The organism is Cryobacterium sp. PH29-G1, assembly GCF_030063365.1.
GTDB lineage: Bacteria > Actinomycetota > Actinomycetes > Actinomycetales > Microbacteriaceae > Cryobacterium.
Map to the genome: position 1 here is coordinate 497,314 of NZ_JASISY010000001.1, position 25,443 is coordinate 522,756.

Sequence of the window (25,443 nt, forward strand, 5' to 3'; positions counted from 1 at the left end):
GGGGCCCGGTCGGTGCCGGGCCTACGCTGGAAGCTACGAAACCCTGGAGGAACAATGACCGTATTGACCGCCGATTTGTACGACGAGCGTGGCGAAGAGCTGCAATCCGTACCCTTGCAGTTTCAGACGATCGGCGGGCGGGCGCGCTTCAGCGGCCCGATCCGCACCGTCACCTGCTTCGAAGACAACGCGCTGCTCAAGTCCATCCTGTCCACGCCGGGCGACGGCGCCGTACTCGTCATTGACGGCGGCGGCTCACTCAACTCGGCGCTGATGGGCGACATGATCGCCGACCTCGCCGTGGCCAACGGCTGGTCGGGCGCGATCATCAACGGTGCCGTGCGCGACCGGGTCGCCATCGGCGCGCTCGATCTGGGCGTTAAAGCGCTCGGCAGCAACCCCCGCAAGAGTTCCAAGACCGGTTCCGGGGTAGCGGATGCCGTCGTCGAGATCGCCGGAGTCGTCTTCACCCCGGGGCGCAGCGTGTATTGCGACGAAGACGGAATTCTCGTCGAGCGCTGATCTGGCCACCGCGTGAAGTGTTGAGCGAGGAGCTCAGCACGTCATCGGGGCACCGGTCACGGTCGACGTCGTGTGCGCAAGTACCCCAATGGGGGCTGCTCGCCGCACTGTCGGGAGGGTAGATTCAAGCACCCGAACAGGAGAACCGTGACCATCGACGCTCCGAGTATGCGACAGCGTTGCCCTGCGCAGTCGATCATAGAAGTGCTCCTGCTGGAGCAACGGCTCGTCGCGCCGCGCCGCCGGTGGGAACGCCTGATCGGTCGTTCGCCGCTCAGCGCCGAAAGCGTTCGCTGCTTCGATGCCGCCCGCGCCGAAATCGCCGTGGGACTCACCCTGCACGAACTGCCTCGGGAATGGATCGTCTTTCATTCCCTCCCGGTGGGCGATAGCGGTGCCGACGTTGATCACCTCGTCATCGGTCCCGGCGGAGTTTTTGCGCTTCATTCCGAGCGGCAAGCGCGTCAGGCGGTTCAGGTTGCCGGGCGCAGCGTGCAGGTCGGAGCTCGAAGAATCCCCTACGTGCGCGAAGCCGAATACGAGGCGGTCTGTCTCACCACCCTTCTCGCCCGGTGGCTGCCGCGGTCCGCATCGGTGCACGGCGTCGTCGTGCTCGTGGATACCAAGAGCGTGACCGTGAAGGCGCAACCGGCCCACGTGAAAGTTGTCGAGGCGGCGGGCCTCTGCGCGTGGTTGCAGGCACTGCCTCCGGTGCTCACACCACTGGACCGGATCGAAGTCGCCGGCTTCGTTGAGAACCCGGTGCTGTGGCAGGCGCTCGCGGCCGTGCAACCGGCGGAGATTCTGCAGCGGTTTGGTGCTCTCGAAGCCGAGGTGGCCCGTGCTCGTCGCACCCGCCTGCTCTGGCTGCCGCTCGGACTGCTGCTGGTCGCACTCGGTGCCGCGGGAATGCTCCTGCTCCTGCTGCCCCAGCTCAGCGGCACGCTATAGAGCGGATGTCTCGGTGCGCCGGCGTGAGGGCGGTCTGACCAGACGCAACGGCTGTTCGCGCCACCGGCGCGAACACGGCCGGCCCGCCGGCTTTCGCGTGGCTGAACGTCACCCGTTCTGGGGGTCTTGCGGCGGGGGTGACACTGGCAAGATATAGAACCCGGCGAGGAGCACTGATGACTCATATACTCTCCACGCGGCGGCGTCTGGTGACGCCCCCGGAACTTATCGAATCGAATCGCACCGAATCTAATCGCACCGAATCTAATCGCACCGGAGCGCCTCGACCATTCACCTGTTCGGCCTGGCTGCTCGGTCGCTCGTGGCGCCGGGCATCCGCCACGCCAACCGACCTGGCGCTGGCCCGGGCGCTCACCGAGACCGCGCTCGACTCGCTGCTGGACACGCTGCCGCAGCACTGGGCCGCCTTCGCTCCGCCCGATATCGGTGGTGACGCCGAGCGCGCCACGCGCCTGCTGGTGGGCCCCGGCGGTGTTTTCGCGTTGCAGGCACAGCTCTATGACGGCCAGATCGCCTGGGTACATCGGCACACCGTGCTCGTCGCTGGGCAGCGCTCGCCGGATTCCGCGGTCGCCGAAGCTGCCGCGCGCCGCGTGACGATGCTCCTGCGCGGTCGGCTGCCACTTCGTGCCGCGGTGCAGCCTGCGCTGGTCGTGCTCGGCACTCGGGCACGGTGGACCACCGGCCGATCGGCGCCTGGCCGCACAATGCTCGGCAAGACTGCGAGCAAGACGGTGCCGCTACTCGGCTCGGCAACTCTGGGCGATTGGCTGGCCGCCCGTCCGCAGGTGCTGCGCCCGGCCGAACGCATGGAACTCGCCGCCGTGATCGATAACCCGCTGACCTGGGGCATCCGCCCGTCGATTGCGCCGCGTTCCGGTGGCGCCGAGCAGCCGAAAGCGTAGGAGACGGGCCGATCGTCAGCGCTTGGCCGGACCACGCCGCTTGGCCGGACCGTTGCCCCTGGCTGAGAGCAGACGGGCGCGCACCGAGAAGGCACCGCCGACCACGAGGGAAACGATGGCCGCCGGCAGGATCGCATCGACGAACCGGTTGCCCGAGAGAAGATTGGCCAGCAGGAGAAGCACGGCTAAGCCGCTGAAGCCTAGTCCGGCGATCGCGCAAACGTTGAAGGTCAGGTATTTCACGTGCGGATCCAATCGGTGGGGTGAGTTTCAGGCTAGCTGACGTTGCCCTACTTAATGGGGGAGGCACCGGAGCGGCCGGTCCATCTATATTGACAGCGGATGCTCCGCACCAGCCTCGTGCGTCGCCGCCCCAGTCCGAATGAGTAATACTTAAGAGTTGCTAACGAACGCTCGGACGCGGCCGACTGTAAACCCGGAATCGACATGTGTCGGCGCCACGATAGTACGGGGTGCGAACCCCTGGTGAGGCAAGTGAACGTGGCTATTACATTTCTCAGTGCTGGGATGCCTGCTCGTGTACGCGAACCGGCCGACGTGTTGACCCCGGTCCCTCCCGCGGCGCCCACTGCGCCCGGTCGGTTCGCCGGCCAATCCGTGATCGAGGAACTGCTCCGCCAGCACGAAGATGGCCCGCAGCAGTCCCGGCTCGCACGGGCGTTGGGCGCTTCGCCGTTGGACGCCAATGAGCTGGGCTGGTTGCGCGCCGCGCAGGCCGAGATCGTGGTCGGTGACATTCTGGCGCGGCTCCCCGACGGCTACAGCGTCTACCACTCCCTGCCCATTCGCAATACGGCATTCTGGGTCGATCACCTTGTGGTGGGACCGGGCGGAATCTTCGCGATCAACTCGAAGACCCACTGGGATCGGGATTTGGCCGGGTCGCTGCGTTCGATTCCGATCGGCGACCACGCCATGCCGTACCTGCGCGACGCCCGGTTTGAGTCGGCCCAGATCACCGCCCTGCTGGCCGCCGGCATGCCGGAAGCATCCGTTGTCCAGCCCATGATCGTGCTGGTCAACCCGCACAAAATACTGCTCGCCCGCAAACCGGACAACGTGACCGTGATCGATTCCACGCGCCTGCGCCGGTGGCTCGTCGCGCGCCCGGCGGTGTTCACCGCGCTGCAGCAGGCCGCGCTCACCGCGGTTGTCGACGACCCGGCCATCTGGCGTACCGCGGGGCAGCCGCTCACACCGGCGCACCTGCACGCCCGGTTCACCGCCCTCGAACAGCGCGTCGCGGCCGCGCGCACGCGGCGTACCACGTTCACCGTTCTGGCCGCCGCGGCGGCCGCAACGGTGCTCGCCGTCGTGGCCTCGCCGCTGCTCATCTCAGCCGTGGAGTACTTCGCCGCCCACTGAGCAGCCAGGCTGCGCGTTGGCTCGGCCCGCCGAGCCGTTAGGTGAGACGCTCGAGAATGGTGCCCTCGCGCATCCGCTCGACCCGCACGACGTGGTCGCGCAGATCGCGCACCCCGCGGGGAATGGCGAGTTCGGCGATATCGCGACCCTTGGTCACCGCGTGCGACCGGGTGGGGTGCCGATAATCTTCGATGGACTCAAAGGTGTCGCGCCCGCGCGGTTCTTTGTCGTGGCGTTGTGCGAAGCCGGAGTTGATGGCGCTCAATTCAATCTGGTCTTCGTACGCGGCGACCACGCTCTTGGTGCTCAGGGTGATCACGGTGTGGGCGTCGTCCCGATACGAGCGAGCATTGAGCAGGTCACGTAACAATCGCGGCTGCAGATGAAAGAACACGCGGTCGTTCAGGGTGGCATACCACTCGGCGAGTGTCATGTCGTCGAGGGCGTCTTCGAGCGATGGCTCGTGAATGGCTTTTTGATGACGGATGACCGCGGTACCGAAGTCCGCATGCTCCAGCACGCGTGACTCGCCGCGGCGCTTGCCCAAAATGGCCGCCTGGGGCGCGCCTTGCTTCACTCCCCACCGGGTCACCAGGGCGGCGGGACTGAGCAGCCCGTGCCGTTCAATGGCAGGCCAGCTGCCGTCGGCGGCCACATGGTAGAGCTCGGGGTACAAACGAATCAGATCGCGGGAGAGCACAGTTCGAGCGTACTCGCCGCCGGGGCGTCGCCGAGCCACTCGTGGCACGCGTTCGGGAAGCGGGCATCCGTTCCAACGAGTGCCCGCTTCCGCAAAGAGTGCCTGAGGTTATTTGACCGATCCGCTCATGAGCCCGCCGATGAAGTACTTGCCGAGAATGATGTACACGAGCAGGGTCGGCAAGGACGCCAGGAGCGCCCCGGCCATAGCGGTGCCGTAGTTGGCCAGCTGCGCGCCCTGGGCGAGGTTGTTCAACGCGAGTGAGACCGGGCCACCGCTGGTGTCCGAGAGGAACATCGCGAACAAGAAGTCATTCCACGCGCTGGTGAACTGCCAGATGATCGTGACCACGAAACCCGGCAGCGACAGGGGCAGCACGATCGAGGCGAAGGTGCGCAACATGCCCGCGCCGTCCACCCGCGAAGCCTCCATGAGTTCCATCGGGATACTCACGTAATAATTGCGAAAGATCAACGTGCAAATCGGCAGGCCATAGATGATGTGCACCATGAGCAGCGTCGAAATGTCGCTCGGCAGGCCGAGGGTCGTCTTCATCTGCACCAGCGGAGTCATGATCGCCTGGTACGGAATGAACATGCCGAACAGAATGAACGTGAACACGATGTCGGCGTGCGGAAACCGCCAACGCGAAAGCACGAACCCGTTCATGGCACCGATGAACGACGAAATCAGCGCTGCCGGAATGGCCAGAAGAAACGTGCGTCCCAGCGCCGGGGCGAGCGCCGTCCACGCCCCGGTCCAATTGTCGAAGCCGGTCGGTCCGCCCGGCGCGACGCTCTCCCACGGCCACCGCACCGGCAGCCCCCACGACGTGGACGCCGTAACGTCCGCCGGTGGTTTGAAGCTCGTCACGATGAGCACATACACGGGAATGAGCACCACGAAGACGAAAATGACCAGGAACACGTATTTGAGTGTGCGCCCCATGGTGAAGCGGCGTGCCGGTTTGGGCGTGCGCATGCCCGGATCGAGCCGCGCGGCCCGGGGGGCCTGGTCGGTGACGGTCATCGGTTCGCCTTCTCTGAACGCCACGTTTGAATGAGGTAGGGAATGATGAAGAGGGAGGCCAGCAGGAGCAGGATCGTGGCGATCGTGGCCGACTTGGCGTAGTCATTCGAGGTGAGGGTGACCCACATGTAGGTGGCGGGTACCTCGGTCTGGTAGATCGAGCCGGTGATCGACATGATCAGGTCGAAGACCTTGAGCGACATATGGCTCACGATAATCAGCGCCGACAGTGCGATCGGGCTCAGCTGGGGAAACACCACGTACCGGTAGAGCTTCCACTCGGAGGCGCCGTCCATTCGGGCCGCCTCCCGCAACTCCTGCGGAACGCCGCGGAAGCCGGCCAGGAACAGGGCCATGACGTAGCCGGACAGCTGCCAGATGGCGGGCATCGCGATGGCCGCCATACCCCAGATGGGCTCGTTCCACCACGCATTCTGCAGAAAGCCGAGACCCAGGCTCTCAAAGATTCGGTTGAGACCGGATGCCCGATCCCCCTCAGCGCTGTTGAGCAGCCACCGCCAGACGACACCGGAGGCGACGAAGGAAATCGCCATCGGAAACAGGTAGACGGAGCGGAAGATGCCCTCGGCGCTGACGCCCTTGTCGAGCATCCACGCCCAGATGAAGCCAAAGAGCATCGTGCCGGCGATGAACACGACGGTGAACATGACGAGGTTGAACAGAGAGTGCAGAAAACGATCTTCGCTGAGCAGAGCCACATAATTCTCGAGACCCACGAACGCGGATTCGGGCGCCAGGCTGTGTCGGTTGGTCGTGGAAACCTGAATGTTGGCCGCAATGAGGCCGTACACGAAGATGCCCAGAATGATGATGGTGGGGGATACCAGCAGCAGCGGAGGTCCCCAATTGCGAATTCCCTTGCGCACAGTGCGCCTTTCCCTGCGTCAGAGCGTTAACGAACGGGGAGGGCGAGGCCGCAGCTTCGCCCTCCCGGAGGGGGGTGGAACAAATCAGCCCAGTGCGCTCGAGGCCGCAGAGACCATCGCAGCAATCAACGCGTCGCCCTTGCGGTCGGCACCGAACTTGCCGATGGCCGAGGAGAGGTCAGCAGACCAGGAACTCGCTGCAGCGGCACCGTGCGCGAGCGAGCTCACAACGGTGTCTTCGCCGAAGGACTTCAGCGCCGTCTGCTGGTAGGCCGGGTAGTCGGATGCGACGGCATCCGTTCGTGCCGGAATGGAGCCCTTGGCGATGTTGAATGCCTTCTGGCCGTCGGCGGAGCTGATCGTCTTCAGCCAGTCGATGGCTGCGGCCTCATGGGGAGCGCCGACCGGCAGGGTGAAAGAGTCGGCGAGGAAGTCGAAGATTCCGTCGGTGCCCGGAACTGCCCAAGTGGTGTACTCGGTTCCGTAGGTCTGGCCGGCCTGTGCGAAGGCAGCCTCGGCCCAGTCGCCCATCACGCTGTAGCCGGCATTGCCGTCAAGCACGAGCTGCATGGCGGCATCCCAGTCGAGACCAACGTAGTCGCTGTTGACGAAGTCAAGCAGCTGGCCGTAGTGGTCAACGGCCATCGCGACGCCGGGGCCATCCCACGGGGTGGTGCCGTCCCACAGCCCGGAATAGCCCTCGGCGCCGAGGTCGGCGATGAGCACGGTTTCCAGCAGCTGCATCTGGGTCCACTCGGTGCCGAGGGCGAGGGGTGTCTCGACGCCCGAGTCCTTGAGCTTGGTGAGGTCCTTGATCCAGGCGTCCATGTCGGCCGGGGCGACGGTCGGGTCGATGCCGGCGCCCTCGAGCACGGAGATGTTCACCCAGGTGACGTTGGCGCGGTGAATATTGCTGGGCACCGAGTAGATCTTGCCGTCGGAGGTGAGTCGTTCGATCAGAGTGGCCGGGAAAGCATCGTTGAGGCCGTTGTCGGCGTAGAAGCTGCTGAGATCCTGCAGCTGGCCTGCGGCAATGTAGTCGGTGAGTTCGGCGCCGGCGTGGGCCTGGAAAGTGTCGGGCGGGTTGTCCGCCTCAAGCCGGGAGGCGAGGGCTGCCTTGGCATTTGAACCAGCACCGCCGGCCACGGCGGCATTGTTGAACTCCACGTCGGGGTACTGCTCGTTGAACACGGCGACGAGGGCGTCGAGTCCGGCCTTTTCCGATCCTGAAGCCCACCAGGTGAAGACTTCCACCTGATCGGCGCTCCCCGAGCTGGTGCTGTCGCTGGCCGGGGAACAGCCCGCCAAAGCGAGGCCCGCGAGCGCGAAGCCCGCAATGAGAGAGAGTCTTCTAGAACGCATGTGATTTTCCTCCATTGGACAACCTGCCCCCAAACTGCTGTGGCTGGGGGTGCATGACGTGCCGCACATGTGTGGCTGTCGGCCGACTCTATGGGGTCGGCGACGTGGACACAAGGCTCACTGTAGCAGCCTGTTTAACGCGCTTTGCTCGTCGATTACAACGGTTCGACGGCAGTCGTAAAAAGGTACCGCGCTGGGTGCGACGCCCGGTCGAGCGCACGTTACCGGGAATGGCGCGAGGCTGAACTGTTGGGGTCGGGCATGCAAAAATCAGCCGCCTCAAGTGTTGCGAGCACCGTTCGGCCGCTCGGCGCCGCTCGTGGCGCCATGTCCACGAGAGCAATCTGAGCGAGGCTGAGCACATCGCCCGCGTGCACGCGCCCCTGAAGCTTGACCGTGACGTGCGCTCGAAACTCCCGCGCGGAAAACGCCGGCGCGTTCCATGCGGTGGCGAGCGGCCGCAGCGCCAGAATGAGCTGGTCGTGCACCAGCGTCAGCGCGGGGCTCTGGTCAAGAAGCGTCACGGGAATGTCGTGGCGCCGGCCAAACAGCTCGTCCTGTCCGGCAACAACCGTGACGGCCGCGAAGCCGCCCAGCGCGGTGGCGGTGACGCGGGCGATTTCGGCGGGCGCGGCATCCGTTTCGAAGGGGGCCAGCACGGTCACGTGCAGCGGCCACTGGTCGACGAAGAAGCTCGCGCCGGTCTGCAGCGGCGTGAGCGGCATCACGACAACGAGGCGGGGCATGCGCCGATTCTAGGGGAGCCGATCGGCGGTGCTGTGCTGGTTACCCCTGCAAGCGGATGCCGCGGCGCTCCCGCTCGTGGATCTGGATACCGGCCGAATTGGAGCATCTGCGAGCCCACCCGAAGAAGGTTGACACCCGACTGATTGTGACGATACGTTCAAGTCAGGAGGGCAAAGAGGCCTTCCAGCGGCTTCCATGGAGGCAATGCCATATGAGTAACGTCGGTTTGCTGTACGTGGGGGCAATCCTGTTCATCAACGGGCTCATGCTGATCGGGGTTATTCCCGGCAAGTCCGCCGCCATCCTCAACTTCTTCGTCGGTGGCATGCAGGTGATCCTGCCCACCATTATTCTGATGCAGGCGGACAACGACCCGGCGATCATCTTCGGGGCATCCGGCCTCTACCTGTTTGGCTTCACCTATCTGTACGTGGGTATCCTTCAGGTGACCGGATGGAGCGGAGAAGGACTCGGCTGGTTCTCTCTGTTCGTCGCTGCATCCGCCGTGGTGATCGGTGCCATCACGCTCAACCTCGGGGATGCCGTATTTGCGGTGATCTGGTGGACCTGGGCGGTGCTGTGGCTACTGTTCTTCCTGCTACTCGGCCTCGGCATGGAATCCCTCACCCGCACCACCGGCTGGTTCGCTATCCTGACCAGCCACCTCACAGCCACCATTCCGGCCTTCTTCCTGCTCACGGGCCGCTACGAGTCCACCACCGCCCTCGCCCTCGGAGTGGCAGCCCTCGCCGTGATCGCGCTCCTCGTTTCGGTGGCCCTCGGCCGTCGCCTGCCCGCCAGCTCGTCGGCACCCGCCGCAGCACCCGCCAACGCCTCGACGGCGAACTGAAAGGGATTCATGCCCACCTACGAATACCGGTGCCCGGATTGCGCAGACTTCGACCTGATTTTTGAAATGCGGTCCGTACCCGATTCGGTGGACTGCCCGACGTGCGCGGGCACCGCGCGGCGCCGCATGAGCGCGCCGCGCATCTCAGCGACCGGGTCGGCAGCCTATCGGCTGATCGACTCGACGAAACGCAGCGCCCACGAACCCACGGTGGTCAACTCTCCCGGCCCGGGGCAGCGTTCGGGACCCGTGCAGAAATACACGTCGAATCCGCTGCATAAGAAGCTTCCCCGACCGTAATTGCACGTTTATTCACACTGAAGAAGGAGAAAAAGAAATGCCAGAGCTGCTATTTCCGTTGGATTCTTCCAAGAAGTTCGAAGACCAGGAGAAGGTGGGCCACAACCGGTGGCACCCCGAGATTCCCCCGGTCGCCACGGTGAAACCCGGTACGTCGTTCCGGGTGGACTGTCGCGAATGGTTTGACGGCGCGATCGTGAATGACGACTCGGCCGAAGACATTCTCAACGCGCCGCTACTGACCGTGCACAAGCTCAGCGGCCCGTTCGCCGTGGAAGGCGCCAAGCCGGGCGACCTGCTCGTGGTGGACATTCTTGATGTGGGTCCCATCCCCATGGAAGATTCGGGGCCACTGGCCGGACAGGGCTGGGGATACACCGGAATCTTCGCCCGTAATAACGGCGGCGGCTTTCTGACCGACCAGTTCCCCGACGCGTACAAGGCTATTTGGGATTTCACCGGCCAGACCGCAACCTCGCGCCACATCCCCAATGTCTCGTTCACCGGGCTCATCCACCCCGGATTGATGGGCACGGCACCCTCAGCGAAACTGCTGGCCACATGGAACAAGCGAGAAGGCGACCTGATCGCCACCGACCCGAACCGGGTGCCGCCGCTCGCCCTGCCGCCCGAAGCCGAGCACGCTGTGCTGGGCTCCCTCGCGTCCTCGGAGTTCGCCCGGGTAGCCGGGGAAGCTGCCCGCACCGCACCGCCGCGCGAAAACGGCGGAAACCAGGACATCAAGAACCTGTCGAAAGGCAGCCGGATCTTCTACCCGGTGTTCGTGGACGGCGCCAACCTTTCGCTCGGCGACCTGCACTTCTCGCAGGGCGACGGTGAGATCACCTTCTGCGGCGCCATCGAGATGGGCGGCTTCATCGAGCTGCGCGTGGACATCATCAAGGGTGGGATGGAAACCTACGGTGTGAGCGAGAACGCCATCTTCATGCCGGGCAACGTGGAACCCCAGTTCAGCCAGTGGCTCGCTTTCTCCGGCACATCGGTGACGCTCGACGGCGAGCAGCGCTATCTGGACTCGCACCTCTCGTACCAGCGGGCCTGCCTGCACGCCATCGACTACCTCACCAAGTTCGGGTACTCGCCGGAGCAGGTCTACCTGCTGCTCGGCGCGGCACCGATCGAAGGCAGGCTGTCGGGTGTGGTCGACATTCCCAACTCCTGCTCGACGGTCTATATCCCCACCTCGATCTTCGACTTCGACGTGCAACCGACGTCGGCCGGACCGTTCCAGATCAACCCCGGGATCGGTGCGCCGCGGGCAGCCAACCGCTGAGTTGAGCCGGATGCGTCGATGAGCGCATCCGGCTGGCGCGGGGCACGAAAGAGCCCCGGCAGCCGCTCACCGGCGCACCCGATCGGCCGCTGCTACCGTCGTTCGGCCCGAAATCCGATGCCCCGCTAAACCATATGGTGACGACCGATCGGCAGCATCAGCGGTTTGCCCGAGGTCGGGTCGATGATCACGTGGCTGTTCAGACCGAACACCGCGCGCACGCCTTCCTCGGTGAGCACCTCGGCCGGGGTGCCGCGGGCGTAAACCTGCCCGTCGGTGAGGGCGACGAGGTGATCGGCGTACCGGGCCGCGAGGTTGAGATCGTGCAACACCATCACGATCGTGGTGCCGCGGGTGCGATTGAGGTCGGTCAGCAGGTCGAGCACCTCGATCTGGTGGCTCACGTCGAGAAAAGTGGTGGGTTCGTCGAGCAGCAGCAGGTCCGTCTGCTGGGCGAGGGCCATCGCAATCCACACCCGCTGGCGCTGACCGCCGGAGAGCTCGTCGACGCTGCGGTCGGCGAGGGAGACGGTCGCTGTCGCTTCGAGGGCATCGGCGACGGCCAGGTCATCGGCCATGCTCCAGCGCGACAGGATGCCCTGGTGCGGGTTGCGTCCGCGCCCGACCAGGTCGGCCACGGTGATGCCCTCCGGCGCGACCGGCGACTGGGGGAGCAGGCCGAGCGTGCGGGCCAACTGTTTGGCCGGCATCCGGTGCACGCTCCTGCCGTCGAGAATGACGCGACCAGCGCGCGGCGCGAGCAGCCGGGACATCGAGCGCAGCAGGGTGGATTTGCCACAGGCATTCGCACCGACGATGGCGGTGACCTGGCCCGGCGGCACCGGCAGGTCGAGATTGTCAATGACCGTGCGGTCGCCGTAACCGAGGGTGAGATTCTCGATCAGAAGTGAATGTTCGATACTCATAGTGAGCTCCCCGCGCGGTTGGTGCGAATGATGAGGTAGATCAGGTACGGCGCGCCGAGCACGCCGGTCACGACGCCGACCGGAAGCCGGGTACCGAACGCGTATTGGCCACAGAAATCGGCCACGAGCACGAGGAGCGCGCCGACCAGGGCTGACGGCACCAGCAGTGAGCCGCCGGGGCCGACGATGCGGCTCGCGATCGGGCCGGAGAGAAACGCGACGAACGCGATCGGCCCCGCCGCCGCCGTCGCGAAAGCGATCAGACCGACCGCGGTGATAATCACGATGAGGCGGGAGCGTTCAACGCGCACCCCCAAAGCGGATGCCGTATCGTCACCCAGCTGCGTCATGGCCAGGTTGCGCGACTGGCCGACCAACACCGGGGCGAGCACGATCAGGGCGATGAATACCGGCAGCACCTGGCTCCAGCTGGTGCCGTTGAGGCTGCCGGTGAGCCAGCGCATCGCATTCTGCAGGTCCCACTCGGCAGCCTGGGTGAGGGAGTAGGCGGTGATGCTGTCGAGCATGGCTGCAATCCCGATGCCGATCAGAATGAGGCGGGTGCCGGCGACCCCGCCCTTGAACGAGAGAACGTAGACCAGCAGCGCCACCGCGAGCCCGGCGGCAATCGCCAGCACCGACACCGCGGTGTCACCGAGCGAGAGGGTGACGATGGCGAAGGCAGCCGCGGCGCTCGCACCCGAACTGATGCCGATGATGTCCGGGCTCGCGAGCGGGTTGCGCAGCATGGTCTGAAAGGTGACGCCGCCGAGGCCGAAGCACAGGCCCGCCAGAATGGCGAGGGAAGCCCGGGGCAGGCGCAGACGCCCGACCGAGAACGTAGCGCCTGGAACGTCCTGGCCGAAAATCACGCCGATCACGTCGGCGGGCGGGTAGAAGGTCTGGCCGACCATGAGGGTGACGGCGAAACCGACCACGATGACGCCGACCAGCAGGCCCACGACCGAGCGTCGGCGGAACGCCCGGTGGGTGCGGCTGTTCCGGATGGCCTGGGCGGTGGTCACGACGCCAACGGCGCGCTCCAGCCTCACAGCGCCCGCACTTTCTGGCGGCGCACGATGTAGATGAAGAACGGGGCGCCGATGAGGGCGGTGATGATGCCCACGTCGACCTCGCCGGGGCGCACGATGACGCGACCCAGCACATCCGCTGCGGTGAGCAGCGCCGCGCCGAGCACGGCCGAAAACGGGAGGAGCCAACGGTGGTCGACGCCGATGAGCAGCCGGCAGGCGTGCGGAACGACGAGGCCGACGAAGCCGATCGGGCCGGTCACCGCGGTGCAGGCGCCGGCCAAGACGACCGCGCCGAGCGCCGCGCCGCCACGGGCCAGGGCCACGCGCTCGCCGAGGCCCGCTGCGAGGTCGTCGCCAAGAGCGAGGGAGTTGAGCGATCGGGCCGCGACGAGGCTCATGGTGAAACCCACGAGCAGAAACGGCACAACCTGCTGGATGCTGACAAAAGTAGCGCCGCCAACCCCGCCGATCTGCCACGACAAAACGCCGCCGGCGATGTCATTGCGCGGCAGCACGACCGCGGTGACCACTGAGGCAAGGGCTGCGGAGGTTGCCGCGCCGGCCAGCGCGAGTTTGAGGGGGGTAGCGCCGCCGCGCCCGAGTGAGCCGACCGTGTAGACGAACGCCGCAGTGACGGCCGCTCCGATGATGGCGACCCAGATGAAGCTGGCCGCCGCGTTCAGCCCGAAGAAGGCAATGCCGGTGACGACCGCGAGGGCCGCACCCACGTTGACACCCAGAACTCCCGGGTCGGCGAGGGGATTGCGGGTAACGCCCTGCATGACCGCCCCAGACATGCCGAGCGCCGCTCCCGCCAGAACGGCGAGAGCGGTGCGGGGGATACGCGTCGCGACGGCGGCTTCGTCAAAACCGTCGGCTGAACCGTTCAGCGCCGCCCAGATGTCGGCCCAGCCGACCTCGCGGGAACCGATCGTGACGGAGGCAAGCATGAGGCCGAGCACCATGACGAGTGCCAGGAGAAGCCACAGGGAGCGCAGTCGGCGCGGGCGTCGCACGATGGCGGCATCCGGTACTACTGGGGTCATCAGGCCTTGTCGGCGGCCGCCGCGAGCAACGCCACGTAGTCGTCGAGCACCCACGAGATGGAGAGCGGTGTCGGGTTCGCGGCCGTGCCGAGCGGGCTCGATCCGGACAGGTTCACGATCGCGCCGTTGGCCACGGCGGGCATCTGCGAGAGGATCGGATCGGCCTCGAGCGCGGTGACCAGGTCGGAACCGCCATAGGTGACGATGATGTCCACATCGTTGAAGGCATCCGCTTGTTCGGCACTCTGCTTGAGCGAAAACTTCTCCGTCGCAGCGGATGCCTCGGCGACGCTCGGCGGGGTGACCAGACCCAGGTCATCGAAGAACATCGCCCGGGTGTCCTTGGCCGTATAGAAGCTCACCTCGCTGAGGTCGGCGGTGTCGACGTGGGTCATGAACATTGCCGTCTTGCCGACGAGCGAGGGGTATTTTGCGGCCGTGTCGGTGATCTGGCGCTCGAGGTCGGCGATGAGCTCGAGTCCCTCATCGGCCAAGCCGATGGCCTCGCTGTTGAGCGCGATCATCTCTCGCCACGGGGTTCCCCAAGCGGTTTCGGGGTAGGCGACGACCGGAGCGATCTCGCTCAGGGTGTCGTAGTCCTCCTGGGTGAGGCCGGAATACGCGGCGAGGATCACGTCGGGCCGGGTGTCGGCGACCGCCTCGAAGTCGATGCCATCCGTTTCGTCGAACAGAACGGGGGTCTCGGCGTTCAGCTCGTCGAGCTTTTCCTTGACCCACGGCAGCAGGCCGTCGGCGTCGTCGTCGCCGAAGTTTGCTGCGGCCATGCCGACCGGAACGACGCCGAGGGCGAGGGGGACCTCGTGGTTGGCCCAGTTGACGGTGGCGACGCGTTCGGGTTTCGATTCGATCACCGTGGTGCCGAGCGCATGCTCGATGGTCAGCGGGGTGAAGTCGACGCTGCTCGCGGTCTCGTCACTCGCCGTGGCCGGGGCGCAGGCGGTGAGTCCGAGGGTGAGCAACGCAACCGCACCGAGTGCGATCAGTTTGGGGGCGCGGGGCATGAAGTCCTTATTTCTGGAACGGGTGCGGTGGGGTTTTGGGCACGGCAATGTCCTCGCGAACGCAAGACGGCGAGCGGCCTGCGGGCGAAGAGGAGGGGCGGGTTTATTAGGCCTGCCTTACCTAACTTAGGTGAGCGGGGGGCAGGATTGCAAGCCGTTGCCCAGCACACGGGTATAGCCGTCGCCGGTGTGAAGCGGTACACCTGATTCATGACGAATTCCGCGTTGATCCTCGGCCCGATGGTGCGGTACGTCGACGATGTCTCGGCGAGTATCTGGTGCGAGACGCGGGAGGCCGGCCAGGTCACCGTGCTCGTCGACGGCCGATCGTGGCGAGCGCGCACCTTCGCCGTGCACGGACACCACTACGCGCTCGTCTCCGTTGACGGCCTGCAACCCGACACGACGTTGCCGTATGCCGTGCTGTTCCACGCAGGATTCGACGCAGGATTCAGCGCCGAGTTCGACGCCGAGTCGAACGGAGAAAGGGCGTGGCCGGCGGCGCACTCCACGTTTCCGGCGTGCGTCATCGCGACGCTCGGTAACGCACATCCACTGCGCCTGTCCTTTGGTTCCTGCCGCACCAGCGTTCCCCATGACGCCGAGGGCAATCGCACGCACGGTGTCGACGCTCTCCGGGCGTACGCACTGCGCCTGGCCTCGCCAGAGAACGAAGTGCCGCGCCCCGACCTGATTCTCTTTCTCGGCGATCAGGTGTACGCCGACCTGACCACGAAGAAGATGCAGGAATTCATTCGCGCCCGGCGAGACATCACCGAGCCGCCGGGTAAGGAACTGGCCGATTTCGAAGAATACGCCCATCTCTACCGTCTGGCGTGGTCGGACGAGGCCAACCGGTGGCTGTTCTCCACGGTGTCGACCGCGATGATCTTTGACGATCACGACATTCGCGACGACTGGAACACCTCCCTAAGCTGGAAGCGAAAGATGGCGGCAACGTCGTGGTGGCGGGGGCGCATCACGGCCGGGCTGGCCTCGTACTGGGTGTACCAACACCTCGGCAACATGTCGCCCGCCGAACGCGCTGACGATGAAATCTGGCAAGAAATCGCCGCGCACGACGGTGCTTTTGAGCTCGACATCAGCTCCCGGCTCGACGCGTTCGCAAAGCGGTGTGATCGAGAACCCGCCAGCTACCGGTGGAGTTATTGCCGCGACTTCAATGATGTCCGCCTGATCGTGGTCGACTCCCGCGCCGCCCGGGAGTTGGAGCCGACACGGCGCGCCTTGCTGGACACCGCAGAAACCGACTGGCTTGACCAGCGGATGCGCGGCGGTTTTCGGCAGCTGCTGATTGGCACATCCCTGCCGTTTTTGCTGCCACCCGGGCTCCATCATCTGGAATCGTGGGATGAGGCCGTGTCTGAAGGGGCCTGGGGTAAGTCGGCCGCGCGGGTCGCCGAGCGGGTGCGCCGGTTGGTCGACCTGGAACATTGGGCCGCGTTCCAGCGCAGCTTCCTCGATTTGGCCCGGATGGCCGCCGAGGTGGCTGACGGGAAACGGGGATCGAGCCCGCAGACGGTGACGTTTCTATCCGGTGACGTACACTACTCGACCGTTTCCGAGGTGGAGCGAACGTCGGGTAGCCGCATCGTGCAAGCGGTCTGCTCGCCGATCCGCAATCCGCTTCCCGTGGCCATGCGCTCCTTCTCCGCCGTGCTTTCCTACGGAATCGCTACCCGCCTGGGCGCGATGCTGGCCCGTTCTGCCGGGGTTGCGCCACCGCCGTTTCGCTGGGCCGGTATCAGGGGGCCGTGGTTTGACAACTGCCTGGCGAGCCTGGAAGACACCCCCGCCGGGCTGAAACTCTGGTGGGAGAAGGGCGTGGTGCACCAGGACGATCACCTCCATCCGGTGGTTGAACAGGTGGCAACTCTCACCCTGGCTCCTCGGTCGTCCTGACGGCTGAGACCACCACGAGCAGCTGGGGCGTTGACTGCCCGGGCCAGGCGCCACGGAGGGTGGCGGCATCCGCTGCTGGCGTCACAGCCGTGCCGTCGAGCACCCGCACAACCGTGATGTGCAGGCTGCCCGCCGTTACGATCGTGGTGCCGGCCTTTGAGACGGTGCTGATCGACGATGACGGTGCCGCAACAGGTGCTCCCGGTGTTCCGCTGCCGACCGCGCTGGCGGTGGGAGCAACGGGAATGAGCTCGCCGTCACCTTGCACGAACTGGTCCGCCTGCTTCCCGCCGGTGAGCGCGGCCGTGGCAGTCGCCCCGAGGTAGACCGGGTCGCCGGTGGCGTCGTAGATCCAGCGGTCGCCGAGCACGGAGTGCGACATGGTGCCGACGAGCCAGTCGTCACCGCCGGCGAGGGGTGCACCGCGGTAGGTCAGCGGAACCTGCAACAGCGGCCCCGTTCCAAAACGCACCAGATGCGTTTCGACGCCCACCTCGCCCTCCGGATCGTCGAAGCGAAAGGATGCCACGTGCTCAACCTCGGCAGCGGCGTCGCCAGCGAACCACGACTGGGTCGGGACCCACCCGGCGATGATCTCGGACTTGGAAGGCCGCAGTACGGCGTCGTAGAGGAGTGCCATGTACTCGATCGTAGGGGCACCGGTGGCGCTCGCCGCCCTACGCGTCGGGTGAGGGGGCGCCAGGGGGAGGCGCCCCTAGGGCACCAGCACGATTTTGCCGACGTGAGCGGATGATTCCAACCGGCGGTGCGCATCCGGTGCGTTTGCAAACGAGAACCGGCCGTCGACCACGGGGCGAAACTCGCCCGACGCGATCCACGGCCAGACCGCAGCTTCGAGCGATCGCATGATGGCGATCTTTTCGGCCAGCGGCCGCGCACGCAGGGTGGTCGCCCAATAGCGGGCCCGCTTCTGCATCAGGTGCCGCGGGTCGAACGTGGCCGGTTCGCCGCTCTGGTTCGCAATGACCATGATGCGGCCGTTCACCGCGACCGCCTCAATGTTGCGCGCCGCGTAGGAGCCGCCCATGATGTCCAGAATCACGTCGGCACCGCGTCCATCGGTGGCGGCCTGAACCTCGGCCACGAAATCCTGCTCCCGATAGTTGATCAGAGTTTGCGCCCCGAGGCTCTCGCACACGGCGAGTTTTTCGGCCGAACCGGCCGTCACGGCCACGCGGGCGTCCATCAGCCGGGCCAGCTGGATGGCGGTCGTGCCGATTCCGCTGCCGCCGCCATGCACGAGCAGGGTCTCGCCGGGTGCGAGTTCGGCGCTCATGAACACGTTTGACCACACTGTGGCCAGAGCTTCCGGCAGGGCTGCGGCGTCGACGAGGTCCATCGACAGCGGCACCAGCAAGGCCAGGTCTTCGTGCACCACGGCTTCGGTGGCATACCCACCGCCGGCCAGAAGCGCGCAGACGCGGTCGCCGATCCCGAACCGGGTCACGTCGTCACCCACCTCGGTGACCACACCGGAGACCTCGAGTCCCGGCCACTGCGGTGCGTCGGCGGGCGAGGGGTAATGGCCCTGCCGCTGCACGACATCCGCTCGGTTCACACCGGCGGCAGCCACCTCCACCCGAATCTCTCGGGCGCCGACCTCGAGGTCGGGCACTGTCGTCAGGGTGAGGGCGTCCGGGCCGCCGGGGGAGTTGACCATAATTGCGCGCATAGGCGCAGCCTACGCGTGGGGACCGACATCTCGGTGCTCCGTGCCCGACAGTTTGCCGGTTTAGCGGCCGAGCTCGCGGTCGATCCGGCTGAGGCGGGCGAGCGCGGCCAGATAGGCGGCATCGGTGAGGCCGGCCAACTGGCCGAGGGCCAGCACCGCTGAGCGATCATCGCTGCCCATTTCGGTCAGGCACCACCGTCGCAAAAGTTCAACGCTGCCACTGGTCCGAACGGATGCCCCCACCGCGCTGGTCAGCTCCGCGCGCAGCGGCTCGAGGGCGTGGGCCGTTGACCGCGCGAGAAACGGGGCGGTATACGCGGCCAGGGCCGCCGCCACCTGCCCGAGACGCACCAGCTGCAACACCCGGGCCGCGTCAGATGAGCCGCGCAGTGCGGGCGCCAGTCGATACGGCGCCGACTGAAGCGCGTCGCCCAGCACCTGCCGAATACGGTGCATCTCAATGCGAATACTGGCGGCCGAGCCGGTCTCACCGTGCACGGCGTAGGCAAGTTCGTCGGCGCTCCAGCCGCGATCGCGCGACTCCAGCAAGGCCAGAATCTCCGCACGGCGAAGCGTGAGGGGCACCCGGTTGCCGTCGGCGGTGACCACCGCCGGACTCTCGCCGAGTAATTCGAGTGCGACGGCCGACGAACGACCCGGCGCGGAAAAACCGGGCGAGGCGGCACCGTCAGGCAGGAAACCAACGGTACGCTCCAGGTCTCGGTGGGCCGCCCGCAGTAGTTCCTCGGCGAGCCGCACACCGCACTTGACCATGCGCATGCTGTCGGCCGTGACCGTGTTGAGTGGCCCGGACACGTTCAGCACCCCGAGCACGGCACCGGTGAGTGGGTGTCGAATGGGGGCGGCCGTGCACGCCCAGGAATGGTGGGTGCGCACGAGGTGTTCGGCAGAAAACAACTGCGCAGCGCGGCCGCTCATGACGGCTTCGCTGATGGCGTTGGTGCCGACGCCGGCCTCCGACCAGTCGGCGCCCTCGACGAACTCGAGCCCGTCGGCCTGGCGCAGGGCCGGCCGGCTGCCAACCCGCCAGAGCACCTCGCCGTGGGCGTCGGCCAGCACGAGCAGGTGCTGCCCGTCCGAGCTCTCATCGGCCAGAAGCTCGCTGAGGGCCGGCATCACCGCCTCGAGCGGATGCCCGCGGCGCAGCGCCACGGCATCCGCTACTTCGTGCAGATGCCGCGGTACGTGCCGGTCGGGGTCAATACCTGCGGCCAGAGAACGCTGCCAGGAGTCCCAGACATCGGTGGTGATCTCGGGCGCGGGCGCACCGGTGAGGGTGCGTTCGTGGGCCGTGCGCAGCATCCGCTCGTATTCGAGAGGGGAAGAAAAGCGCAGGCCGGCAGGCAAAACCGCGGTGCTCGGCTCTGTGGGCATGCGTTGTCTCCTCCATTGGATCCGACGATGAAGCCGTGCAAACAGCAGGTGTAACGCCTGTGTAACCCTCGCGGCCGTGTACTTGAACATACAGGTCGCCTCCGACAATGGGCCGACTTTTCGCTGGTTCACAAAGGAGTGACATGCCCGATTCACCTACCGCTGTCGTCGAAAACTGGCTCGCCCGGTTTGACACGGCCTTACACAACCACGACATCGACGGCGCCCTCGCGCTGTTCGCCGACGACTGCTACTGGCGCGACTTCGTGTCGTTCACCTGGAACCTGAAGACATTCGAGAGCAAAGCTGACATCAAGCGGATGCTCACAGCCACCCTCGACGACGTGCGCCCGCACGACTGGGCGCTCGCCGAAGCGGCCACCGGAGAAGCCGGTGCCGTCGAGGCCTGGGTGACATTCGAGACCGCGGTCGCCCGCGGCTACGCACACCTGCGACTGAACAACGGCCTCTGCTACACGCTGCTCACTACGATGCAGGAGCTCAAGGGCTTCGAGGAGAAGAAGGGTCACAACCGCGAGCGGGGCGTCTCCCACACCATTGAGAAGGGCCGTACCTCCTGGCTGGAAAAGAAGACCGCTCAGGAAGCGCGCCTGGGTTATGAGGAACAGCCGTACTGCGTGATCGTGGGCGGTGGGCAGGGCGGTATTGGCCTCGCGGCTCGGATGCGCCGGCTCGGCGTGCCCACGATTGTGATCGAGAAGAACGCCAAGGCCGGCGACTCCTGGCGCAATCGCTACAAGTCCCTGCACCTGCATGATCCGGTCTGGTACGACCACCTGCCCTATCTGAAATTTCCCGAGGACTGGCCGGTCTTTGCCTCGAAGGACAAGATCGGCGACTGGCTCGAGCACTACGCCAGCATCATGGAACTCAACTATTGGTCGAGCACCGAATGCACCAAGGCAGCCTTCGACGAGGATACCCAGGAGTGGGTGGTGCAGGTCGTGCGTGACGGAACGCCGGTCACTCTGCGGCCCAAGCAGCTCGTCTTCGCCCTCGGGGTCTCCGGGTACCCGAATACCCCCGTCTTTGCCGGCGCCGACTCGTTCGACGGTGAGCAGCACCATTCCTCGAAGCACACCGGGGGCAGCGACTACACCGGCAAAAAGGCCGTCGTGATCGGGTCGAACAACTCGGCCCACGACATCTGCGCCGACCTGTGGGAGCACGGCGCCGACGTCACCATGGTGCAGCGCTCGTCGACGCACATCTCGCGCAGCGATTCGCTCATGGACCTCGCCCTCGGCGGATTGTATTCCGAGCAGGCGCTGGCCAATGGTGTCACCACCGAAAAAGCCGACCTGCTATTCGCGTCGCTGCCGTACCGCATCCTGCCCGAGGCACAGATTCCGATCTTTCAGCAGATGGCCGTGCGCGACGCCGAGTTCTACGCCCAACTCGCCGCCGCGGGCTTCGACCTGGACTTCGGCACGGACGGCTCCGGCCTGTTCCTGAAATACCTGCGGCGTGGCTCGGGCTACTACATCGATGTGGGCGCTTCACAGCTGCTCATCGATGGTCGTGTCGCGGTGAAGTCGGGTCAGGTTGAGCGCATCACCCCCGAGGCGGTGGTGCTCGACGACGGCACCGAGCTGGCAGCCGACCTCATCGTCTACGCCACCGGCTACGGTTCGATGAACGGATGGTTGGCCGACCTGGTCTCGCCCGAGGTCGCCGACAAGGTCGGTCGCTGCTGGGGTTACGGTTCGGACACTCCGAAGGACCCGGGCCCCTGGGAGGGCGAGCTGCGCAATATGTGGAAGCCCACCAACGTTCCTCAGCTCTGGATTCACGGCGGCAACCTGCACCAGAGCCGGCACTATTCGAACTACCTGGCGTTGCAGATCAAGGCGCGCATGGAGGGTCTGGATACTCCGGTCTACGAGCTGCAGGAGTCGCACTACACCCGCTAGCGCAGGCAGATGATTTCGCGGCGCGGGAGTTGCGCAGCTGCGCGGGAGGCGGAACTCCCGCGCACTGGCGCAGCTCCCGCTTAGCTCGTTGCGCGGGAGTTGTGGCCAGCCCATTACTCCCGCGCACTGGCGCAACTCCCGCGCAGCCGGCACCATGCCAGCGGATGCCCCCGACCGCAGCTTCCGCGTTGCGCGTGGCCGCCGGGCTCGCTGTGCATTCGCTATGTCGTGGTCCCGCTGCCGTTCGCCATCGGGGTGCGTCGCAGCAGTTGGTCTATGCCGTCGGCGCCACCAAGGGTACGGCGAGCACCTCAGTCGCCGAGGCCGACGAGGGTGCGCAGGGCGTGCAGCCCCTGCGGTGTGCCGGGCCAGTGCCGGTCCAGGGCATCCGCTCCGGCGTGTTTCGTCGCGAACCTCAGCACCAATGCCACGACGATGGCGTCGTCGGCGAAGCCGATCACGGGAATGAAATCGGGCACCAGATCGATCGGCAGCAAGAGATAGACCAGCAGCACCAGCAACCAGATTCGAACCCCTCGTGGCACGGTCGGATCGGCGGCGAGGCGGCGGGTGAGCCGCACGACATCGGGTGCCAGGCGCAGGGCGTCGACCAGCTTGATCTTCTCGACCTGACCTCGCGAGATCCAAACCAGCGCCCCGATCAACGCCAGCCAAAGTAGCGCCAGGCCCGCGAGCACACTGACCAGCACCTGCCACCATTCCATGGGCTCAACGCTAGTCGAGTGGGGTTGTTGGATTTTCACCCGACGGTGACCCCGCGGTCATGCGGTGGAGGAACCTACAGCGCGGGCTCGGTGACCGTGTTGCTCTGCAGCGTGACCGCGGTCTGGGCCAGCAGTCGACCGTTGATGGATGCACCGGTCTTCAAAGCGATCAGGGTCTTGCTCAGGACGCTGCCCTCGAAGTGGGCGGTGGTGCCCACGGACACCGAACCGGCGGTCTGCCAGAACACGTTCTTCGCCTGCACGCCGCCCGCGAGGGTCACATTCTTGGCCGCGGCCTCGGTGATGTCGCCCGAGATCTGGAAGATGAAGACGTCATTCGGGCCGCCGACCAGTTTCACGTCGTTGGAGATGCTGACGTCGGTGCTCCATTTGTACAGTCCGGGCTTGAGGGTGAGCCCGCCGATCTCGCCGGCGCCGAGGTTAATGAAGTCGGGGTTGGTCCGCCCGGCGGCATCGGTGTACGCGGTGCGCATGTCGCCGACGGCAGTCGTGAGGAGCGTGGCATCCGTTACCTTGCATGCCGGGCCGGCGGCGTCAACGGAGTAGATCGTGCCGGTCACTTCCGGGCAGGTGAGCAGGGTAGCGGCGCCCGAGGTCGGACTCACACCGACATTGCCGGTGACGGCTGATGTCGGGACATCCGTCACCCCGGTCTGCGACAGGATTGCGAAGGTGCCGGCAACGCCGAGGTCGACCGGGGCCTGGGGGATCGGGTCAGCGACAGCGGTTGTGCCGAAGCCGATGCTGCCGATGCCGACGACGGCTAGCGCGAGCGCCGCGGCCAGAAGGCGTTTGCGTGAGGTGGAGGGCTGCTGGAATGTGATCATGTTTGTTCCCTTTCAATGAACCGCAGGACGCGGACTCGGGCAGGGCCGCCGTGGGTGCGGTCACCGATGCTGCTCACCGGGCTTCTTGGCGTTGACTGGCTTCGCTTTCGGCAGAGTTCACCCCCAGAGAATCCCCGGCGCCACAACTAACAGACGTCCACCACGCACGAAATCGTGCGCACCCCACGGGACCGGTTCCAACGAATCGAATCTGTCTACCCTCACACTAGGGGCATCCGAGCACGCACGGCTCGCGAACCCCCTACTTGATCGCCGCGACATCCGCTTCTTGCAACCCTTCTGGGCCCCTACCTGCCGTAATCGATCAAGGAGCAAAACTATGACGAACCCCGAAGCACCGAACATCATCCTCGAAAACACCTTGGTCGACGTACAGTCATCGGTTGCCGAGTATCTGCTCGCGAGGCCGCAAGCGTCGATGCTCGACGTAGCGGTCAATCTGACCCGTTCGGCGCACGCCGGCCAGTGCGACAAGCTCGGCGTCGAATACATTCGCCACCCGCTTGAGGTGATGCGCCGGGTGCACACCGACGACGAGAAGATCGTGGCTGCTCTGCACGACGTGGTGGAAGACACGGCAGTCACGCTCGACTACCTGCGCACGCTCGGCTTCGAGCAAAACGTCGTCTCAGCAGTGGATGCCATCACCAAGCGCCCGGGGGAGCCGCTCGCCGAGTCGATGGCAGGGGTGGCGCACGACTTCGCGCTCATCGTGAAGCGGTCCGACATCTCGCACAACGCCGACCCGGTGCGTCAGGCCGGGCTGTCAGATGGGGCGCGGGCGCCGCTCACGGAGAAGTGCGAGAGGTCGCGCGGTTTCTGGGCACGACGCTGGGGGTGATTCTCGCGCAGCGCGCAGCGTAACCGCCGTGTACGCCTGACGAAGAGTGCGATGCACAAATGCTGCTGACCGTGCGAATTCAGCTTCGCACGGATATCCCAATCCGTATGAGAATACCTCGACTTTGGGGGTTGAGTTTGGTACACTTGTTCTATGAGCCAGAGCGGCGACACCCCCCAGCAGCAGGGCAGTGTCGATCCGTTCTTCGCCGCATACGGTACGTGGCCGGTCTCGCCCGAGGAGCGCGCTGAATTTGATGCGTTCTGGGCGCAGTGCCAGGCCGACTGGCGGTTCGAGGTTGCCGAGGGCCTCGGTCAGTTCGCTCCGTACGACGCGCTCGAAGACGTCGATACCGATCCCTGCAGTGCCGAGCCCGTCAGCCCGGACCCCTTCCTGGCGGATACTGTCGTAACGGATGCTGTCGGCCGGGCGCTCTATCGCCGTGAGATGCCTGATGGTCCGCCTCTGCCGGCCGGTCTGGACCTGACCGAGGTGTTCGCCGCTGTGCCGCCCGAGCACCTGTTCGATGATGACCTGCGCGAGGAGTTCCTCTACTCCGAGTATCTCCGCACCGAGCATCTCCGCACCGAGCACGATAGCGACAACGAACCGGGCCAGCCGCTACCGACCGACAGCAGTTCGCCCGGCAGTAGTCCGACCGGCAGTAGTTCGCCCGGCAGTAGTGCGGCCGATGGCTTGAGTCCGTTCCAGCGGCATCAGGCGCAGTTCGTTGACCGGGCGCTGTATTTCGAGAAGATCATCGCCTGGGCCCAGGCGAGCAAAGCCGAGGTCCTCGCCGAAGCGTGGGACTACACCACCAACACCGCCGAAACCGGCCGCCCACAGGCCGGTCCGAAGCACGAACACGACTGGGACGCCACCTTCGCCGCCCAACAAGGGCTGGTCGCGGAGATGGCGTGCGCGCTGCGTATCCCGTCCGGCACCGCGTCCGGTCTCCTGCACGAAAGCCGCGTGCTGGTCGAGTCCCGCCCCCAAACCCTCGATGCCCTCCGCACCGGCGACATCTCCCTCCGCCATGCCCGCCGCCTGCTCGACCAGCTCGACTCCGTGCCCCAGCCCG

General features: G+C 65.9%; 25 protein-coding genes and 1 pseudogene. 11 read left to right on the forward strand and 15 right to left on the reverse strand.

The window, feature by feature from the left end:
- The first annotated feature begins 54 nt into the window (after positions 1-54).
- From rraA to QMK22_RS02295, 3 genes are all read left to right on the forward strand, one after another.
- Positions 55-522: a ribonuclease E activity regulator RraA gene (rraA, locus tag QMK22_RS02285; RefSeq protein ID WP_283496002.1), complete on the forward strand. Its 468-nt coding sequence runs from the start codon at positions 55-57 to the stop codon at positions 520-522.
- Positions 523-669: 147 nt separating this feature from the next.
- Entirely contained in the window at positions 670-1,473 is an 804-nt protein-coding gene (locus tag QMK22_RS02290; RefSeq protein WP_283496003.1) for a nuclease-related domain-containing protein, read from the forward strand.
- Positions 1,474-1,649: 176 nt separating this feature from the next.
- Positions 1,650-2,399 (forward strand): hypothetical protein, encoded by a 750-nt coding sequence (locus tag QMK22_RS02295; protein ID WP_283496004.1) that lies wholly within the window; start codon positions 1,650-1,652, stop codon positions 2,397-2,399.
- A 15-nt stretch (positions 2,400-2,414) separates the two neighbouring features.
- Here the strand turns inward: QMK22_RS02295 and QMK22_RS02300 are convergent, their stop codons facing one another.
- Positions 2,415-2,642, reverse strand: a complete 228-nt coding sequence (locus tag QMK22_RS02300; RefSeq protein ID WP_283496005.1) for a hypothetical protein — start codon at positions 2,640-2,642, stop codon at positions 2,415-2,417.
- Between the two features lie 285 nt (positions 2,643-2,927).
- Here QMK22_RS02300 and QMK22_RS02305 point away from each other — a divergent pair, with 285 nt between their 5' ends.
- A complete protein-coding gene (locus QMK22_RS02305) occupies positions 2,928-3,785 on the forward strand; it encodes a nuclease-related domain-containing protein (RefSeq protein ID WP_283496006.1) in 858 nt (285 codons plus the stop codon).
- 37 nt (positions 3,786-3,822) lie between these two features.
- Here the strand turns inward: QMK22_RS02305 and QMK22_RS02310 are convergent, their stop codons facing one another.
- From QMK22_RS02310 to QMK22_RS02330, 5 genes are all read right to left on the reverse strand, one after another.
- The gene (locus QMK22_RS02310; protein ID WP_283496007.1) at positions 3,823-4,485 is read right to left on the reverse strand and encodes a DUF7002 family protein; all 663 of its coding nucleotides are present in this window, start codon (positions 4,483-4,485) and stop codon (positions 3,823-3,825) included.
- 108 nt (positions 4,486-4,593) lie between these two features.
- Positions 4,594-5,514, reverse strand: a complete 921-nt coding sequence (locus QMK22_RS02315; protein ID WP_502856855.1) for a carbohydrate ABC transporter permease — start codon at positions 5,512-5,514, stop codon at positions 4,594-4,596.
- Positions 5,511-6,401, reverse strand: a complete 891-nt coding sequence (locus tag QMK22_RS02320) for a carbohydrate ABC transporter permease (protein WP_283496008.1) — start codon at positions 6,399-6,401, stop codon at positions 5,511-5,513. The genes QMK22_RS02315 and QMK22_RS02320 overlap by 4 nt, the downstream gene beginning before the upstream one ends.
- An 84-nt stretch (positions 6,402-6,485) precedes the next feature.
- The gene (locus QMK22_RS02325; RefSeq protein WP_283496009.1) at positions 6,486-7,763 is read right to left on the reverse strand and encodes an ABC transporter substrate-binding protein; all 1,278 of its coding nucleotides are present in this window, start codon (positions 7,761-7,763) and stop codon (positions 6,486-6,488) included.
- 221 nt (positions 7,764-7,984) lie between these two features.
- Positions 7,985-8,509 carry a 2'-5' RNA ligase family protein gene (locus tag QMK22_RS02330; protein WP_283496010.1) on the reverse strand — a complete coding sequence of 175 codons (525 nt, stop codon included), beginning with the start codon at positions 8,507-8,509 and terminating at the stop codon, positions 7,985-7,987.
- A gap of 212 nt (positions 8,510-8,721) precedes the next feature.
- Here QMK22_RS02330 and QMK22_RS02335 point away from each other — a divergent pair, with 212 nt between their 5' ends.
- The 3 genes from QMK22_RS02335 to fmdA are packed head-to-tail and all read left to right on the forward strand — an operon-like array spanning position 8,722 to position 10,954.
- Positions 8,722-9,360, forward strand: coding sequence for an AmiS/UreI family transporter (locus QMK22_RS02335; protein WP_283496011.1), 639 nt, complete (start codon positions 8,722-8,724; stop codon positions 9,358-9,360).
- A gap of 9 nt (positions 9,361-9,369) precedes the next feature.
- Positions 9,370-9,660 (forward strand): FmdB family zinc ribbon protein, encoded by a 291-nt coding sequence (locus tag QMK22_RS02340; protein WP_283496012.1) that lies wholly within the window; start codon positions 9,370-9,372, stop codon positions 9,658-9,660.
- Positions 9,661-9,697: 37 nt separating this feature from the next.
- The gene (gene fmdA / locus QMK22_RS02345) at positions 9,698-10,954 is read left to right on the forward strand and encodes a formamidase (RefSeq protein ID WP_283496013.1); all 1,257 of its coding nucleotides are present in this window, start codon (positions 9,698-9,700) and stop codon (positions 10,952-10,954) included.
- A 125-nt stretch (positions 10,955-11,079) separates the two neighbouring features.
- Here the strand turns inward: fmdA and QMK22_RS02350 are convergent, their stop codons facing one another.
- From QMK22_RS02350 to QMK22_RS02365, 4 genes are read right to left on the reverse strand one after another with little or no spacing between them, the layout of a single operon-like run.
- The gene (locus QMK22_RS02350; protein ID WP_283496014.1) at positions 11,080-11,880 is read right to left on the reverse strand and encodes an ABC transporter ATP-binding protein; all 801 of its coding nucleotides are present in this window, start codon (positions 11,878-11,880) and stop codon (positions 11,080-11,082) included.
- Positions 11,877-12,926 carry a FecCD family ABC transporter permease gene (locus tag QMK22_RS02355; protein ID WP_502856877.1) on the reverse strand — a complete coding sequence of 350 codons (1,050 nt, stop codon included), beginning with the start codon at positions 12,924-12,926 and terminating at the stop codon, positions 11,877-11,879. The genes QMK22_RS02350 and QMK22_RS02355 overlap by 4 nt, the downstream gene beginning before the upstream one ends.
- Before the next feature lie 2 nt (positions 12,927-12,928).
- A complete protein-coding gene (locus QMK22_RS02360) occupies positions 12,929-13,960 on the reverse strand; it encodes a FecCD family ABC transporter permease (RefSeq protein ID WP_283496015.1) in 1,032 nt (343 codons plus the stop codon).
- Positions 13,960-14,982, reverse strand: a complete 1,023-nt coding sequence (locus QMK22_RS02365; RefSeq protein WP_283496016.1) for an iron-siderophore ABC transporter substrate-binding protein — start codon at positions 14,980-14,982, stop codon at positions 13,960-13,962. Before QMK22_RS02365 ends, QMK22_RS02360 begins: the two co-directional genes overlap by 1 nt.
- A gap of 210 nt (positions 14,983-15,192) precedes the next feature.
- Here QMK22_RS02365 and QMK22_RS02370 point away from each other — a divergent pair, with 210 nt between their 5' ends.
- Positions 15,193-16,905, forward strand: coding sequence for an alkaline phosphatase D family protein (locus QMK22_RS02370; protein ID WP_283496017.1), 1,713 nt, complete (start codon positions 15,193-15,195; stop codon positions 16,903-16,905).
- On the opposite strand, the gene QMK22_RS02375 is transcribed toward QMK22_RS02370, so the two are convergent.
- The 3 genes from QMK22_RS02375 to QMK22_RS02385 form a co-directional block, all read right to left on the reverse strand.
- Positions 16,880-17,545 (reverse strand): CG0192-related protein, encoded by a 666-nt coding sequence (locus QMK22_RS02375; protein WP_283496018.1) that lies wholly within the window; start codon positions 17,543-17,545, stop codon positions 16,880-16,882. The genes QMK22_RS02370 and QMK22_RS02375 overlap by 26 nt on opposite strands.
- Positions 17,546-17,620: 75 nt before the next feature.
- Entirely contained in the window at positions 17,621-18,598 is a 978-nt protein-coding gene (locus tag QMK22_RS02380; protein ID WP_283496019.1) for an NAD(P)H-quinone oxidoreductase, read from the reverse strand.
- 60 nt (positions 18,599-18,658) lie between these two features.
- Positions 18,659-19,993: a sigma-54-dependent transcriptional regulator family protein gene (locus QMK22_RS02385; RefSeq protein WP_283496020.1), complete on the reverse strand. Its 1,335-nt coding sequence runs from the start codon at positions 19,991-19,993 to the stop codon at positions 18,659-18,661.
- A gap of 143 nt (positions 19,994-20,136) precedes the next feature.
- On the opposite strand from QMK22_RS02385, the gene QMK22_RS02390 reads away from it, so the two are divergent.
- Positions 20,137-21,927, forward strand: coding sequence for an NAD(P)/FAD-dependent oxidoreductase (locus QMK22_RS02390; protein ID WP_283496021.1), 1,791 nt, complete (start codon positions 20,137-20,139; stop codon positions 21,925-21,927).
- A gap of 311 nt (positions 21,928-22,238) precedes the next feature.
- Here the strand turns inward: QMK22_RS02390 and QMK22_RS02395 are convergent, their stop codons facing one another.
- Both QMK22_RS02395 and QMK22_RS02400 read right to left on the reverse strand, forming a co-directional pair.
- A complete protein-coding gene (locus QMK22_RS02395; protein ID WP_283496022.1) occupies positions 22,239-22,652 on the reverse strand; it encodes a YkvA family protein in 414 nt (137 codons plus the stop codon).
- A gap of 74 nt (positions 22,653-22,726) precedes the next feature.
- Positions 22,727-23,500, reverse strand: coding sequence for an ice-binding family protein (locus QMK22_RS02400; RefSeq protein ID WP_283496023.1), 774 nt, complete (start codon positions 23,498-23,500; stop codon positions 22,727-22,729).
- 340 nt (positions 23,501-23,840) lie between these two features.
- Here QMK22_RS02400 and QMK22_RS02405 point away from each other — a divergent pair, with 340 nt between their 5' ends.
- Together QMK22_RS02405 and QMK22_RS02410 are read left to right on the forward strand one after the other, a co-directional pair.
- Positions 23,841-24,362 carry a phosphohydrolase gene (locus QMK22_RS02405; protein ID WP_283496024.1) on the forward strand — a complete coding sequence of 174 codons (522 nt, stop codon included), beginning with the start codon at positions 23,841-23,843 and terminating at the stop codon, positions 24,360-24,362.
- 153 nt (positions 24,363-24,515) lie between these two features.
- Positions 24,516-25,443, forward strand: a pseudogene (locus tag QMK22_RS02410) (hypothetical protein); the annotation flags it as partial.